The organism is Nonomuraea sp. NPDC000554 (assembly GCF_040300065.1).
Lineage (GTDB): Bacteria > Actinomycetota > Actinomycetes > Streptosporangiales > Streptosporangiaceae > Nonomuraea.
On record NZ_JBEPDC010000044.1, the window covers coordinates 64,787 to 79,763 of the forward strand.

Here is a 14,977-nt window from a genome sequence, read left to right on the forward strand (position 1 = left end):
ACACCTACAAGTCGGGACTAATGACACTCAGGGCTACGAAAGACTCACCAACTGTAATGTTGGGGGGTTAAGGCTGCAGTTAATACAGCGGCCGACGGACCGGGCTCAGCAGCGGGGTCGCGTCGGGCACGGGGGGCTCGGCAGGCGGGATCAGCTCGGGATGGCGGCTGAGGTAGCCGTCGGGGAACGTGGTCGCCTGCTGACAGCCGCACCGCGGGCAGATCGTGCCCTGCGACGGCGGGGGCACCTGCACGCCCTCTCGTATCCAGATCTCGCTCTCGTGGCGGTCGTCGCCGCGGCGGACGAGGTACTCCTCCTCCCAGACGTGCCAGCAGCTGCGGCACTCGAAGGGCAGTTTCCTGCGCTCTTCTTCCATGAGGCCACCTCCCTACCTCGAGTGTCCGCCTCCCCTTCGCTCCCTCGCAACCCGGGGTCACCCAACGGCGATGACGAACGTGACAGCCCCGGCGACGACGGCGAGCGTGCCCAGCCAGGCGAAGATCACGTCCAGGCCGTGGTCGAGGGGCCGGCCGCCGTGCAGGGCCTGCTGGACGCGGCGGAACCGGACGCCGGTCCTGGCCAGCAGGACGCCGCCGCAGAGCGCGGCCAGCGCGAAGCCGACGACGGCGGGCAGCGGCAGGCCGTGGCGCAGCGACAGCCCGGCGGCGCCGAGGCCGCCCGTCGACAGGGCCACGGCGGTGCGGACCCAGGCGAGCCTGGTGCGCTCGCTCTGCAGGCCCGGGTCCCAGATCTCGTCGGACATCTCAGGCCGCGCGGATGACGATGAGCACCAGGGCGATGATCGCGACCGCCGCGACGCCGTAGCCGAACACCGCGGCGAGCGCGGGCGGCGGGAGCGGCGCCTGCTCGCGCAGCGCCCGCTGGATGTTGCGCCAGCGCGGGTAGGCCATGCCCGCGGCCAGCGCGGAGAGCGTGACCAGCACGACAGCCAGCGCGGTGCGGATCCACGGGACGAACACGTCTTCAGGCACCGCGGCGATGGCCACCCCGCCCGCGCTGAGCGCCAGCGCCGTGCTCAGCCAGGTGAGGAAGGTGCGCTCGTTGGCGAGGGTGAATCGAGGGTCGGGTTCCATAGGAAAAACGGTAATTCGTCCACTTTTCCCCTAGAGAAGCCGGGATTCAGCTCCCACAGGCCTTGGCCACCTTCTCCAGGTAGGCGGCGGTCTCGGTGCCGACCTTCTGGGCGGAGTCGATGGCGTTGTTGACGTCGATCTCGCTCAACGTCCGGGCGAGGTCTTCGGAGGCCTGCTTGAGCGTGGTGTTGGCGGCCTTGTCGGCGACGTCGTTCAGCTTGGTGGCGGCGTCGTCGATGGCCTTGTCCATGGCCTTGGGGTCGTCCTTGAGCTTGGTGATCTCCGTACCCAGCTGGGTGACGATCTTCGGGGCCTCCAGGCAGGCCTGGGCCTTGTCGATCGTGTTGTTGACCTCTCCGCATCCGGCGGCGAGAGTGAAAGCGGCAAAGGCGATGAGAGGGGCGAATCGGCGCGTCAGAGGACCCATGCCTGCGACCCTACCCAACGGCCCGCGCCGCGGGGCGGGCGCGCGGCTCGGGTCAGAGCGAGGTTGTGGTTCTAGGATTTCGTACATGGCAACTTGTGAGCATCTTCTCCAAGCAGACGACCCTCAGGCCCGCACGCCGGAGGGCTGTGAGGAGTGCCTCGCCAGCGGGAGCCGCTGGGTGCACCTTCGCCGCTGCCTGGAATGCGGACATATCGGTTGTTGCGACTCCTCGCCCAACAAACACGCCACCAAGCACTTCCACGCCACGGCGCATCCGGTGGTCCAGTCGTTCGAGCCGGGCGAGAACTGGCGGTGGTGCTATACGGACAACCTGATGGGCTAGCGCTCCAGGATGGCCTCCTCGAAGTCGAGCTGCGCCATCACCTCGCGGAGCACCTCATCGTCCAGCCGGCGCTCGTCGCGCAGCCGGACGAACACCTCGCGCTCGGCCTGCAGCATGTCGCGGCGCAGGCGGCGGTAGAGGGCACTGGGCGTCTCGGCGCCGCCGTGCCCGGTGCCGCCGCCCAGGCGCTCCCAGGCGGTCAGCGAGCGGCGCCAGGACTTCTCCCTGAGCTGGTCGATGACCTGCTTCTGGATCTCGTCCGGCTCGCCCTCCAGCTCCACGAGCCGGTCGAGCACCTCCAGCCCCGCCGCGAGCGCGGCCTGCTGCGCGGACGCCTCCGCCAGGTTGTCCTGGTAACGCTCCTGCTCGCTCGATACGTGCAGCCGCCTGATCAGTGTGGGGAACGTGGTGCCCTGCACGAGCAGGGTGCCGATCACCGTGGTGAAGGTCAGGAACAGCAGCATCGGCTTGCCCGGCACGGTGTTGGGGATCGCGAACGCCGCCGCCAGCGACACCACCCCGCGCATGCCCGCCCAGCTCAGCACCGCCACCTGCTGCGGCGAGGGCGGCGGGCCCTTCCTGTCGAGCATCCGTAGCAGGTACGTGACAGGGAAGATCCACACGAACCTCGACAGCACCGTCACCAGGAAGACGATCAGCGCGTAGCCGGCGACCTCCCAGGGGCCGTAGCCGGTGATCCCCTGCATGACGGGCACGAGCTGCAGCCCGATCAGCGCGAAGACGATCGTCTCCAGGAAGAAGTCGGTCACCTTCCACACCGCGTCGGACACCAGCCGGGTGCCGAACCCGCGCAGGTGCATCCGGTGCCCCAGGTAGAGCCCGACGATCACCACCGAGATCACGCCCGACGCGTGCACCGACTCCGCCGCCAGGTACGCCCCGAACGGGATCAGCAGCATCAGTGTGTTCTCCACCAGCGAGTCGCGGGTGCGCTGGAACACCCAGGCCAGCGCGACCGCCAGCACCAGCCCGATGACCACGCCGCCGACCGCCGAGTAGACGAACTCGCCGGCCGCGTGCATCAGATCGATCGCCTCGCCCGTCGCCGCGCTGATCGCCACCCGGTACGCGGTCAGCGCGGTGGCGTCGTTGAACAGGCTCTCGCCGATCAGGATCGTCAGCGGCCTGCGCGGCAGCCCGAGCCGCCTGCCGACAGCGACCGCGGCCACCGCGTCGGGCGGCGCGATGATGGCGCCCAGCGCGAACGCCGCGGCCAGCGGCAGCTCCGGCAGCAGCAGGTGCACCACCCCGCCGACGACCGCCGCGGTGAACAGCACCAGCCCGATCGACAGCAGCGCCACGGCCCGCTTGACGTCGCGCAGCCGCAGGTAGGAGCTGTCGAGCGCGGCCGAGTAGAGCAGCGGCGGCAGGAAAACGAACAGCACCAGCTTCGAGTCGAGCTGCACGAACGGCACCAGGGGCGAGGCCAGCAACCCGGCGGCCACCAGCAGCAGCGGCGCGGGCCAGCCCTTCCGCCTGGCCACGGCGGCGACCGCGATCGCTCCGGCCGTCACCAGCAGCAGCTGCAGGCCCAAGGTCGTGTTCACCGGCGCTCCTTCGCCTCAGCGCGGGCGCGCGACGGCCCGCTCCTGATGACATCCTGGCAGCGACGGGAGACCCTGGGCGAGGCCGTCCAGCAGCCGGAACGCCGGCCGGGATGCTGCTCGGCGGCAACGCCGGCCGGGGCGTCCGGCTTCCCGGGTTCGCTGGGGGCGAACCCGGGGCGATCACCACTCCCGGCGGTCGCTCCTGTCGTCGTACTCCTGCTCGGGGCGGAGCCGCTCGCCGGTGGTGAACATCGGGTCGTGCACGTACGGCCGGGAGATGTGCGGCTCGGACGGCGGCTGCTGCTGGTACGGCTGCGGCTGGTTGGTGCCGAGGGCGAGCAGCGGGTCCACCGGGTTGGGCGGGGGCTGGTGGGCGGAGTAGTGGTCCTGGCCGGGGTAACGGTCGTGGGGTTGGTCCTGGGCGGGGTAGCGGTCCTGGCTCGGGTAGCGGTCGGCTGCCTGGCGCCTGCCCGCGCCCGGGATGCCGTGCATCGGGGTGCCGAGCCCGGCCGCGCCCTGCCCGCCGCCTCCGCCGCTGTGCGCCGGGGTTCCGGCCGCGCCGCCCTGGGCGGGCCTGTGCTGGTAGCCCTGGTCGCCGTACGGGTCGGGCCGCTGGCCGTAGTAGTCGGCCGTGGGCTGCGGGTAGGTGTCGGCCGGCGGGTAGGGGTCGGCGGCCGGGGAGCGGAAGCCGGACGGGTCGGTCGCGTGCGGCGGCGTCGGCTGGCGGCGGTCGGCGGGCAGCTGGTAGACGGGCTCGGCGCCGGTCACCGGCTCGGTGTACTGCGGGGAGATGACGTACTGGGGGCCGGTGAACGGCTCCTGGGCGGCGGGCTCGGTGTACTGCGGGCCCGAGTAGGGGTCGCCGGGGTACGGCTCGACGTACTGGGGGCCGGTGAACGGGGGCCGCTCGGCGTACGCCTGGGGCTGGGCCTCGCGCGCCGCCGCCGGGTCACCGTACGTCGGAGCCTGGGTCTCGCCTGCCGCCGGGTCGCCGTACTGCGGGGCCTGGCCGTCGCGCGGCACGGTCGACTCGCCGTACGAGGCCACCAGCTTGTCCTGGCGGGCCGGGTTGCCCCTGGCCACCAGCACGTCGCTGGGTGAGAGCGCGGCGGTGGGCCGGTCATCGGGCTGGTGTTGCGGCTGCTGGTGGACCGGCTGGAGGGGCTGCTGCTGCGGCCGGTGATACTGGCCGGTGCCCGGGATGACCTCGGTGCCGGGGTCGTGCGCGGGCACGGCGGGCTGCTCGCCGGTGGCCTCGGCGTAGCCGTCGTCGAGGGTGTCGAGCAACCGGCCGACGTCGTCCATCGGCATGCGGAAGCTCGCGGTGCACATCTCCCCTCGCCACAGGCTCAGGACCAGGGTGCCTTCGTGCCAGGTGACCCGGAGACACCGTTCCTGACCTCGGGCATCGAAGAACACTTCGCCGAACGACGGCAACGGGACAACTTCCGACATGAGGCCCATACTGCTTTAACCAGCCTTAATCGTCCACTCGACCCCGGCAGACTCAACTGAACCGGCTTTCGCTTCCTCACCACGAAACTCCCAGGAAGATCTTCCTTGACCTGCCGGAGTTCCGGTCGCAAGTGTGCCACGGCAGCCGCCGGAGGAGTTCTGGAACGCCGGGATGCGTCCGGACGATCACACGGCGTCTCGGCGCGGCGGACTCCCGATTGCCGGTACCGTTGACGGCTGTGCCGGACTCCCATCTCCCACCAGTCGAGGACCTGCTCAGCGTCGCGGTGAACGCCGTCGGCGGGAGCGAACGGCAGGGCCAGATCACCATGGTCAAGGCCGTCCAGCGGGCCATCGACGAAGAGGAGCACCTGGCGGTCCAGGCCGGCACCGGCACCGGCAAGTCCCTGGCCTACCTGGTGCCGTCGATCAGGCACGCGATGGCCAGCGACACCACGGTCGTGGTCTCCACCGCCACCATCGCGCTGCAGCGCCAGCTCGTCGACCGCGACCTGCCCAGGCTGGCCGAGGCGCTGTCCAAGGAGCTGCCGCACGAGCCGTCGTTCGCGATACTCAAGGGCCGGCGCAACTACCTGTGCCGCTACAAGGCGACCGCGGGCTGGCCCGAGGAGGACGAGCAGGACCAGCTCTTCGACCCGCGCGAGGTCAGCGCCACCGGCCGGATGGTGCAGCGCATCCAGGAGTGGGCCGAGGAGACCGAGACGGGCGACCGCGACGAGCTGGTGCCCGGGGTCAGCGAGCAGGCCTGGCGGCAGTTCTCGGTGAGCGCCCAGGAGTGCCTCGGAGCCTCCCGCTGCCCGAGCGGGGCCGAGTGCTTCGCCGAGCTGGCCAGGGCCCGCGCCGGAGAGTCCGACGTGGTGGTCACCAACCACGCGCTGCTCGCGATCGACGCGATGGGCGACATCCCCGTGCTGCCCGAGCACGACATGGTGGTCGTCGACGAGGCGCACGAGCTGGTCGACCGGGTCACGTCCGTCGCCACCGGCGAGCTGTCGGAGAGCTCGGTCGCGCTGGCCGTGCGCCGCGTGGGCCGCCTGATCGAGCAGCCCATCGCCGACCAGCTCATGGAGGCAGGGGAAGACCTGAAGGCGCTGCTCGCCGCCGCCCCCGACGGCCGCATCGACGAGCTGCCCCAGGTGCTCGGCCTCACCCTGGCCCTCATCCGCGACACCGCGGCACGCTGCGTCACCGCGCTCGGCCCGCGCGGCGCCGACAAGGACGACCCCGACAAGGCCGGCCAGCGCAAGGCGGCCTTCACGGCGCTCGACGAGGTCCACGACGCGGCGGTGCGCATGCTGGAGGCGTACGGGCACGCCTCCGAGCCCGACAGGGCCGAGGTGGTGTGGCTGGAGGCCGGCACCGACCGCCGCCCGCCCGCGCTGCGCGTCGCCCCGCTGAACGTCGGCGGCATGCTCCGCGACAAGCTCTTCGGCGAGCGCACCGTGGTGCTCACCTCGGCCACGCTCGCGCTGGGCGGCACCTTCGACGGCATGGCCAGGCAGTGGGGCCTCGGCGAGAAGGGCTGGCAGGGCATCGACGTCGGCTCCCCGTTCGACCATCCCCGCGCGGGCATCCTCTACGTCGCCAAGCACCTGCCGCAGCCCGGCCGCGACGGCCTGCCGCAGCAGTACCTGGACGAGATCGTCGAGCTCATCGAGGCGGCGGGCGGCCGGACCCTCGGCCTGTTCTCCTCCATGAGAGCGGCCAAGGCCGCCACCGAAGCCCTGCGCGACCGGCTCACCGTGCCACTGCTCTGCCAGGGCGACGACTCGACGATGCTCCTGGTCAAGCAGTTCGCCGAGGACGAATCGACCTGCCTGTTCGGCACCCTGTCGCTCTGGCAGGGCGTGGACGTTCCGGGCCCGTCGCTGCGGCTGGTCATCATCGACCGTGTCCCGTTCCCCCGCCCCGACGACCCCCTGACCTCCGCCAGGCAGCGCCACGTGGCGGCCAAGGGCGGCAACGGCTTCATGACGGTGGCCGCCACCCACGCGGCTCTCCTCCTGGCCCAGGGCACCGGCCGGCTCCTGCGCGCCCAGCACGACAAGGGCGTCATCGCCGTCCTCGACCCGCGCCTGGCCACCGCCCGCTACAGCGGCTTCCTGCTCGGCTCCCTGCCCCCGTTCTGGCGCACGACCGACCCGGCGATCCCCCGGGCCGCGCTCAAGCGCCTCGCCACGGAGGGCTGACGCTCAGACACCCCAGGGAGACAGGTCGGGACGCTTGGGAAGCAGGCCGTCGCCCGAGGACGTGCCACGCAGGCGACGGGCCACCCAGGGCACCAGGTGCTCACGGATCCACTGCGCGTCCTCGCGGCGCTTGGCCCGCGGGTCGACGGTGCAGTCGGGCCAGACCTGGTGCCAGTCGTCGAACGGCACCCCCAGCACGTCCAGGACGCGGGCGGCGACCAGGCGGTGGCCGTCCTCGTTCATGTGCAGCCGGTCCTCGCTCCACGCCCGCCAGTCGCGCAGCCCCTGCATGGACCACTGGTCGACCAGCCGGCACCCGTACAGGTCGGCGATCGAGCGGACGTGCAGGTAGAAGATCGCGAACCGGCCGCGCAGGCGTCGTTCAGGCCTTCCTTGACTGCTCCCCTCCCTGAAGGGAGGGGATTCCTGGCTCAGGCTGCCTGCGCAGTCCATGGTTGTGTGCGCGGGATGCACCAGACGCACATCCCGGCCGTGCTTACGGCCCATCTCGATCAACGCCGCCTTGGTCGCCCCGATCGCCGCGTCGGCGGCTTTGCGGGCCATGGTGGATTTGGCGAGGAACTTCGGCCGGAAGTCTTCCACCGCCAGGACGTCGTGGTCGCGCACGACCTTCATGGCCCATTTGCGGGCGGTGTCCTGCCGCTGCCGGGCGATCTTCTTGTGCAGCCTCGCCGCCTGCCGCTTCGCCTTGCGGTAACCCTTCGACGCCGCCTGCCCCGGCTTCGGCCTGCGGCGGGCCATCCTGCGCTGGTAGCAGGCCAGCCGGTCGGCCGCCTTCTTCCCATGCTCAGCGTGCGGGAGGTCGTGGTCGTCGCTGGTGGTGGTCGCGGTCTCCTTCACACCCCAGTCGATCCCGATCGCCCGGCCGGTCGCGGGCAGCGCCTCAATGCGTGCAGGCACGACAAAAGAGGCGTACCAGTGGCCGAGGGGGTCGCGGTAGATGCGCACGCTGCTTGGTTCGGCGGGCAGGTCGCGGGACCATCCCAGATCCTGCACCTGCTGGAGGTCGCCCTCAACACCACCGAGGGGGACGCCGGTTCGCCTGGCGGCGAATTGGCTGTCCCTGCCCCGCTACGCGGGAAACCGGATTCCTCCCCGGCCTGAAGGCCGGGGCATCCTCCGGAGGTTCCCGGTGAAGCTGTCGCCCAGCGCGACGAAGGAGCCGTAACGCCTCATGACCCGCCGTTCATCTCCGTGTTCATCTCCGCGATGGCCCGCAACGCCAGAACATAGGAGCGCAGCCCGAAGCCCGCGATGGTGCCCGTCGCCACCCCGGCGACGACCGAGTTGTGCCGGAACTCCTCGCGCGCGGCCGGGTTGGAGATGTGCACCTCGACCAGGGGCGCCGTGCGCTGGGCGATGGCGTCGCGCAGCGCGTAGGAGTAGTGGGTGAACGCGGCCGGGTTGAGCACGACCGGGATGCGCCCGTCGGCGGCCTCGTGCAGCCAGCCGATCATCTCGGCCTCGTCGTCGGTCTGCCGCACCTCGACGTGCTCGCCCAGCTCGCGGCCGGTGGCCTGGCACAGCGCGGTGAGGTCGGCGAAGGTCTCGGCGCCGTAGATGCTGGGCTCGCGGGTGCCGAGCCGCTTCAGGTTGGGCCCGTTGAGCACCAGGATCATCGGGAGATCTCCTTGTAGGCGGCCTCGAGCAGCTCTTCCGACGGGTCTTCCAGACGGGCCGGCTTGGCCAGACCGTCGAGCACCACGAACCGCTGCTTGGCTCCGCGGTTCTTCTTGTCGAGCCGCATGTGCTCGCGCAGCTGCGGCCAGGCGTCGGCGCGGTAGGCGGTGGGCAGCCCCACCGAGGTGAGGATGGACCTGGTGCGCTCGACGAGGTCGGGCCCGACGCGGCCGTCGAGGCGCGACAGCTCGGCGGCGTAGACCATGCCGATGGCGATCGCCTCGCCGTGGCGCATGCGGTACTGCTCGGCCCGCTCGATGGCGTGCCCGAGCGTGTGCCCGTAGTTGAGGATCTCGCGCAGCCCGGTCTCGCGCAGGTCGGCGCCCACGACGTCGGCCTTGATCCGGATCTTGCGCTCGATCAGCTCGCGGGTGTGAGCGCCCTCCGGCCTGGTGGCGGCCTCGGGGTCGTCCTCGATGAGGGTGAGGATGGTCGGGTCGGCGATGAAGCCGCCCTTGATGATCTCGGCGAGCCCGGCCACGTAGTCGGACTTCGGGACGCTGGGCAGCGTGGCGAGGTCGCAGAGCACCCCGGCGGGCGGCAGGAACGTGCCGACGAGGTTCTTGCCCTCGGGCGTGTCGATGCCGTTCTTGCCGCCGACCGCGGCGTCGACCATGGCCAGCAGCGTCGTCGGGACGAGCGCGACCTGCACGCCGCGCAGCCAGGTGCCCGCGACGAACCCCGCCAGATCGGTGGTGGCGCCGCCGCCCACGCCGACGACGGCGTCGGAACGGGTGACGCCGTAGCGGCCGAACGCGGACCAGAGCTGGGCCGCCACCTCGACGCTCTTGGCCTGCTCGCCGTCGGGCACGGGCAGCGCCACCACGTCGTACCCGGCGGTGGACAGCGCCTCGCAGACCGGACGGGCGATCTCGGGCAGGCTCGCCGGGTGGACGACCGCGACCGTGCGCACACCGGGCTTCAGCAGCCCGGCCAGTTCGCCGAGCACGCCGGCGCCGACCACCACGTCGTACGGGCTGGCGCCGCCCACGGTGATCCTCGTCACGGTCATGACTGCAGCCCCTCGATGATCTCCTCGGCGAGCTCCGCCGGCTCGCGCTTGTCGGTGACGACGGTCAGCACGGCCAGCCGCTCGTAGATCGGGCGGCGCTCCTCCATCAGCTTCTTCAGCTGGCTGCGCGGGTTGAGCACGAGCAGCGGCCTGGCCGCGGCGAGGCCCACCCGCTGCACCGCGTCGGCCAGGCCGACCTGCAGGTAGACGACGGGCTGGCCGTCGAGCAGCGCCTGCGTCTCAGGGTTGAGCACGGCCCCGCCGCCGAGCGACAGGACGCCGTCGTGCTCGGCCAGCGCCTGCCGCACGGCCTGCTGTTCCAGCTCGCGGAAGCGGGCCTCGCCGTCCTCGACGAAGATGTCGCTGACGGGCTTGCCCGCGACGGCCTCCACGTCGGCGTCGGTGTCGCGGAAGGCGACGCCGAGCCGCTCGGCCAGCAGGTTGCCGAGCGTGGTCTTGCCGGACCCGGGCGGGCCGATGAGCACGGCCTTGATCATTTGATCACCATGGATGAGACGTAGCCGGACAGGTTGCGGACGACTTCCTCGACGGAGTCGCCACCGAACTTCTCGAGCGCGGCGTCGGCCAGCGTCAGCGCGACCATCGCCTCCGCCACGACGCCCGCGGCCGGGACCGCGCAGACGTCGGAGCGCTCGTGGTGGGCCGTGGCCGCCTCGCCGGTCTTGACGTCGATCGTGGCCAGGGCCCTGGGCACGGTCGAGATCGGCTTCATGGCGGCGCTGACCCGGAGGATCTCGCCGTTGGTCATGCCGCCCTCGACGCCGCCCGCGCGGTTGGTGATGCGCCTGACGCCCTCGTCGGTGACGTACTCGATCTCGTCGTGCGCCCGCGAGCCGGGCCGGCGCGCGGTCTCGAAGCCGTCGCCGACCGCGACGCCCTTGATCGCCTGGATGCCCATGAGCGCCGCGGCGAGCCGGGAGTCGAGGCGGCGGTCCCAGTGCGTGTAGCTGCCGAGGCCGGGCGGCAGGCCGTAGGCGAGCACCTCGACGACGCCGCCGAGCGTGTCGCCGTCCTTGTGTGCCTTGTCGATCTCGGCGACCATGGCGGCGCTGCCCTCGGGGTCGGCGCACCTGACCGGGTCGGCGTCGATGCGGGCCAGGTCGTCGGCGCCCGGCAGGTTCTCCGTGGGAGTCTGCGCCCCGCCGATGGACACCACGTGGCTGACGATGTCGACGCCGAGCGCCTGCTTGAGGAAGCGCCTGGCGACCTCGCCGAGCGCGACGCGGGCCGCCGTCTCGCGGGCGCTCGCCCGGTCGAGCACCTGGCGGGCGTCGTCGAAGCCGTACTTCTGCATGCCGGCGAGGTCGGCGTGCCCAGGACGGGGACGCGACCGCGGCGCGTTCCGCGCCAGCCCCTCCAGCTCGGCCGGGTCGACCGGGTCGGCCGCCATGACCTTCTCCCACTTGGGCCATTCGGTGTTGCCGATGCGGATCGCCACCGGGCTGCCCATGGTGCGGCCGTGGCGGACGCCGCCGACGACCGTCACCTCGTCCTGCTCGAACTTCATCCGGGCGCCGCGGCCGTAACCGAGGCGGCGGCGGCGCAGCGCCTCGTCGATGGCAGCCGTGGTCACCTCGACTCCGGCGGGCAGGCCTTCCAGAATGGCGACGAGTTCGGGGCCGTGGGACTCTCCGGCGGTCAACCAGCGCAACATGCGTACAAGTCTTCCACGTGCGGCCTAGTGGGATGGCCGACGTTCACCAGCCGAGACAGAGCCCGGCCAGCGCGCCAAGCAGCATGAAAGGCCCGAAAGGGAACTGCGTCTCCCGCGTGCCGCGCCCGGTCACCAGCAGGCCGACGGCGTAGAGCGCGCCCAGGAGCTGCCCGCCGAGGGCGGCCAGCACCCACGCCTGCCAGCCCGCCGCGGCCGTCGCCAGGCCGATCAGCCCGGCGAGCTTGACGTCGCCGAACCCCATCGCGGCGGGCCTGACGAACCAGAGCACCCCGTAGAGCGCGGCCAGCGCCAGCCCGCCGAGCAGCGCCCTGGGCAGCTCGCCCGTCGGGATCAGGGTGAGCGCCAGGAGCGGGTAGGACGGCAGGGTGATCACGTCGGGCAGCCTGGTGGTGCGCCAGTCGATGATCGCCAGCGCTGTTCCCGCGACGGCGAAATACAGGTACGGCAGCCCCGCCCGCCACGCCACCAGCGCGGCGACCGCGGCCGTGAGCAGCTCGATCACGGGCGGCCAGGCGGGGAACGGCGGCGTGCGCAGGACCGTCTTCACGGCCTGGCGGGCCTCCGCGCGGGTGTCTGGAGGGTCCTCCTGGCCGAAGGCTCCGGCCAGGGCCCTGACGTAACGTCCGGCGACCAGGCCGAGCAGCGCCACCAGTGCAACCACCACGCGCCGACCTTAGTCCGGCCGCCGAGGAACGGGGGCGCGTTTCGCCGTCAGCGTCGCGCCGGGCGCGCCTGCAGAAGCGCCGTCCCGCCGGGCGCGCCTGCAGAAGCGCGGTCCCGCTGGGCGCGCCGTCGCGCCGGGCCCGTCCCGCCGGGCGCGCCGTCAGCGTCGCGAGAACCAGCGGCGTTTGCGGGCGGGTTCGACGCGGGCCACGGTCACGTCGGCGAGCTGGTCGAGCGTGCCGGATTCGACGGCCGCCAGCGCCGCCAGGACGTCCCCCTCGATCACGAACGGCACCGGCCCCGCGACGTCCACGACGACGGCGGCGGCCTGCTCGTTCACCGCTGCCTGGCAGACCTGGAGCGTGCTCGCCTGGATCGGCCGGGCGTCAGGACGCCACCTGACCAGCGCGTCGGTGCCGGTGAAGGCGAGCACCGCCTGCCTGCCGTCCTTGCCGACGAGCTTGGGCAGCGCCATCTCGCTCTCCTTCTCCTGGCGCAGCCCGTGCTCCCCCACCTCCGACTCGGTCAGCAGCGCGACCACGGGCACCAGCAGCCGGGCGCCGCTCAGCGCGGTCAGCACGTCGGTGGCGTCTGCCGTGCCGTCCTGGTAGGAGGCGAGAGCGGCGGCGACGGCGGGCGCGGCGCTGCCGTCGTCGTGCGGATCGAGTGGCTGTGGAATGCTCGGCACAACGCCCGAGACTACCCGCGCCCGTGGGCGGCTAGCCGTTCCGCTCCGCGAGGTCGGCGATCGCCGCGACCGGGCCGCCCCCCGACGGGCCCTGGTGGACGGCCGCCACCGAGACGAAGACCGCCGGGTCGCCCGTGACCGCCGCCGCCACGCCGCCCACGGTCGCCTTGATCTGGCGGTGCCAGTGCACGTCGGAGTCGTCCAGCATGATGGTGCGCCTGCCTCTGACCCGCCCTGACGGGTCGGCCTCGCACTTCATGAAGACGTTCACCAGGCGGTCGCCCAGGTCCGACGGGTGCGGCCGGTCGGGCAGCGGCAGGCCGGAGTCGCGGATGGCCTCCCAGATGCCGTCGGCGTCCAGCGCGTCCCGCATGACGCTGTGCCCGATGCGGTAGCGCCCGCCGATGCCGCGGACGTTGCCCACCAGCACGATCTGCGCGCGGTCCAGCTCCACCCCCGACGAGCAGGAGGCCACCGACGAGTACAGGGAGAGGTCCTTGTGGATCTGCTCGGCGCGCGGCATGGCGATCTCGCCGAGCGCGACGGCGACGCCGAGCGCGGTGGTGGAGTTCGACAGGTCCATCGACGGGCCCGTCTCCTCGATCGCGGTGTCCTTCCCCCTGCTCCTGGCGTCGGTGATGGTGGCCAGCGTGAGCAGCGGCGTCTTGGTCTGGACGTAGTGGACGTCGCGCGGGTCGTCGATCCCGGCGGCCTTCATGGCCTCACCCACCCCGGCCGCCACCTTCTCCACCATGGCCGGGCGGCCGATGTCCTCGGGCAGGATGACGTCGCTCATCGCGACCCCGACCGACACGCGCGGCTCGTCGGTGGCGGGCGCCAGCGACGGGTCGACGGTGGCGAAGACGGTGGCGTGCGGGCTGAGCACCCCGTCGGTGCCGCCCGACCAGACCAGCGGGACGGTACCCGGAGCGGGATGCCCCCTGGACGCCAGCACCTCGCGGAACGCCCGGTCGGCCAGGATGCGGGTGTAGTCGTTGACGCCGCCGTTGCCCTCGGTCTTGCCGATCACCGCGAGCACCCGGCGCGCCTCGATCACGCCGTCGTCGATGAGCCGCTCCAGGCCGGAGGCGTCGGTCACGCTCTCGATGGGGATCTTCCGCACTTCCACCGGATCCGGCATGTCGCGTCCCTTTCCCTGTGTGCTGCCTCTCGAAATGCTGCCAGGCCGCCGTCCACAAGCACGGTATTCACGGCTGCGACCGCGTTTCATGGGCAATGTCTGCCAACGTCGGGCGTGTCGCTGAAGGTAGGGTCGCCTCTGTGATGCGCGAAGCAGGAGCAAACGGGATAAAGATCGCTTATCGCGAGGAGGGTGATCCCGGCGCTCCCACGCTGGTCCTGCTGCACGGACGCACCGCCGACCACAACGACTGGAACGGCATCACCCAGCATTTCGCCGCCCGCTACCACGTCCTGGCGCCCGACCTGCGCGGCCACGGCGCGAGCGACCGGCCCGGCGAGTACCCCGTTCCCGCCATGGCCGAGGACGTCGCCGCCCTGCTCGGCCGGCTCGGCGTCGAGCGGGCCGTCCTGGTCGGGCACTCGCTGGGCGCGATGGTCGCGTACCTGGTGGCCATGGGCCATCCGGGCCTGGTCGAACGGCTCGTCCTGGAGGACCCCGTCCCGCCGCGCCCGCTGGAGGGGCGCCCGCCGATCGAGGAGGACGGCTCGACCGCCTTCGACTGGCGGATGATGCACGACACGGAGCGGCAGTTCCTCCAGCCCGACCCCGCGTGGCTGGCGGGCCTGGCGACGATCACGGCGCCGACGCTGGTGCTGTCAGGCGGGCCGCAGAGCCCGTTCAGGGCGGACGAGACGGCGGCGCTGATCCCGGGCGCGCGGCTCGTCACGATCGAGGTGGGCCACCTGATCCACGTCTCGGCACGCGAGGCGTTCAAGCGGGCCGTCGACGACTTCCTCGGCGCGTGACGACCAGGCCTCAAACACGCCTCAAACACGCCTCAAACCCCCCGCCCGCCGGGGCGCGGCGGCTCGGCGGGACGCGGCGCCGCGGTTCGATCCGGGCTCGGCGGGACGCGGCGCCGCGGTTCGATGCCTCGATGAGCCGCAGCGTCTCCTCGGGGCTGGGGGCCTGCTCG

Annotated in this window: 17 protein-coding genes; 3 read left to right on the forward strand and 14 right to left on the reverse strand. The window is 72.1% G+C overall.

Annotation, left to right across the window (positions count from 1 at the left end):
- Positions 1-79: 79 nt before the first annotated feature.
- From ABT294_RS47460 to ABT294_RS47475, 4 genes are read right to left on the reverse strand one after another with little or no spacing between them, the layout of a single operon-like run.
- Positions 80-376 (reverse strand): hypothetical protein, encoded by a 297-nt coding sequence (locus tag ABT294_RS47460; RefSeq protein WP_350813125.1) that lies wholly within the window; start codon positions 374-376, stop codon positions 80-82.
- 57 nt (positions 377-433) lie between these two features.
- Positions 434-763, reverse strand: coding sequence for a YidH family protein (locus ABT294_RS47465; protein WP_350813126.1), 330 nt, complete (start codon positions 761-763; stop codon positions 434-436).
- A 1-nt stretch (position 764) separates the two neighbouring features.
- On the reverse strand, positions 765-1,094 hold the full coding sequence (locus ABT294_RS47470) for a YidH family protein (RefSeq protein ID WP_350813127.1): 330 nt from the start codon (positions 1,092-1,094) through the stop codon (positions 765-767).
- Positions 1,095-1,140: 46 nt separating this feature from the next.
- Positions 1,141-1,521, reverse strand: a complete 381-nt coding sequence (locus ABT294_RS47475; protein ID WP_350813128.1) for a DUF8711 family protein — start codon at positions 1,519-1,521, stop codon at positions 1,141-1,143.
- An 85-nt stretch (positions 1,522-1,606) separates the two neighbouring features.
- On the opposite strand from ABT294_RS47475, the gene ABT294_RS47480 reads away from it, so the two are divergent.
- Positions 1,607-1,864, forward strand: a complete 258-nt coding sequence (locus ABT294_RS47480; RefSeq protein WP_350813129.1) for a ubiquitin carboxyl-terminal hydrolase 14 — start codon at positions 1,607-1,609, stop codon at positions 1,862-1,864.
- Here the strand turns inward: ABT294_RS47480 and ABT294_RS47485 are convergent.
- Both ABT294_RS47485 and ABT294_RS47490 read right to left on the reverse strand, forming a co-directional pair.
- Positions 1,861-3,432 carry a Na+/H+ antiporter gene (locus ABT294_RS47485; RefSeq protein ID WP_350813130.1) on the reverse strand — a complete coding sequence of 524 codons (1,572 nt, stop codon included), beginning with the start codon at positions 3,430-3,432 and terminating at the stop codon, positions 1,861-1,863. The two genes, ABT294_RS47480 and ABT294_RS47485, sit on opposite strands and share 4 nt — an antisense overlap.
- Positions 3,433-3,612: 180 nt before the next feature.
- A complete protein-coding gene (locus ABT294_RS47490; protein ID WP_350813131.1) occupies positions 3,613-4,887 on the reverse strand; it encodes a hypothetical protein in 1,275 nt (424 codons plus the stop codon).
- A 239-nt stretch (positions 4,888-5,126) separates the two neighbouring features.
- Between ABT294_RS47490 and ABT294_RS47495 the strand changes: the two genes are divergently transcribed.
- Positions 5,127-7,097, forward strand: a complete 1,971-nt coding sequence (locus ABT294_RS47495) for an ATP-dependent DNA helicase (RefSeq protein WP_350813132.1) — start codon at positions 5,127-5,129, stop codon at positions 7,095-7,097.
- 3 nt (positions 7,098-7,100) lie between these two features.
- Here ABT294_RS47495 and ABT294_RS47500 read toward each other — a convergent pair whose 3' ends face one another.
- The 8 genes from ABT294_RS47500 to bar form a co-directional block, all read right to left on the reverse strand.
- Positions 7,101-8,114: an RNA-guided endonuclease TnpB family protein gene (locus tag ABT294_RS47500; protein WP_350813133.1), complete on the reverse strand. Its 1,014-nt coding sequence runs from the start codon at positions 8,112-8,114 to the stop codon at positions 7,101-7,103.
- Positions 8,115-8,290: 176 nt separating this feature from the next.
- Positions 8,291-8,737, reverse strand: coding sequence for a type II 3-dehydroquinate dehydratase (gene aroQ / locus ABT294_RS47505; protein WP_350813134.1), 447 nt, complete (start codon positions 8,735-8,737; stop codon positions 8,291-8,293).
- Positions 8,734-9,810, reverse strand: coding sequence for a 3-dehydroquinate synthase (gene aroB / locus ABT294_RS47510; RefSeq protein WP_350813135.1), 1,077 nt, complete (start codon positions 9,808-9,810; stop codon positions 8,734-8,736). Before aroB ends, aroQ begins: the two co-directional genes overlap by 4 nt.
- A complete protein-coding gene (locus tag ABT294_RS47515) occupies positions 9,807-10,307 on the reverse strand; it encodes a shikimate kinase (protein ID WP_350813136.1) in 501 nt (166 codons plus the stop codon). Before ABT294_RS47515 ends, aroB begins: the two co-directional genes overlap by 4 nt.
- On the reverse strand, positions 10,304-11,485 hold the full coding sequence (gene aroC / locus ABT294_RS47520) for a chorismate synthase (RefSeq protein WP_350813137.1): 1,182 nt from the start codon (positions 11,483-11,485) through the stop codon (positions 10,304-10,306). The genes ABT294_RS47515 and aroC overlap by 4 nt, the downstream gene beginning before the upstream one ends.
- A 43-nt stretch (positions 11,486-11,528) precedes the next feature.
- Complete coding sequence (locus ABT294_RS47525) at positions 11,529-12,170, reverse strand: prepilin peptidase (RefSeq protein WP_350813138.1); 642 nt, start codon at positions 12,168-12,170, stop codon at positions 11,529-11,531.
- A 159-nt stretch (positions 12,171-12,329) separates the two neighbouring features.
- Positions 12,330-12,857, reverse strand: coding sequence for an SseB family protein (locus ABT294_RS47530; RefSeq protein WP_350813139.1), 528 nt, complete (start codon positions 12,855-12,857; stop codon positions 12,330-12,332).
- Between the two features lie 31 nt (positions 12,858-12,888).
- Positions 12,889-13,998, reverse strand: a complete 1,110-nt coding sequence (bar, locus tag ABT294_RS47535; RefSeq protein ID WP_350813140.1) for a barbiturase — start codon at positions 13,996-13,998, stop codon at positions 12,889-12,891.
- Between the two features lie 143 nt (positions 13,999-14,141).
- Between bar and ABT294_RS47540 the strand changes: the two genes are divergently transcribed.
- Positions 14,142-14,807 (forward strand): alpha/beta fold hydrolase, encoded by a 666-nt coding sequence (locus ABT294_RS47540; RefSeq protein ID WP_350813142.1) that lies wholly within the window; start codon positions 14,142-14,144, stop codon positions 14,805-14,807.
- Positions 14,808-14,977: the final 170 nt, after the last annotated feature.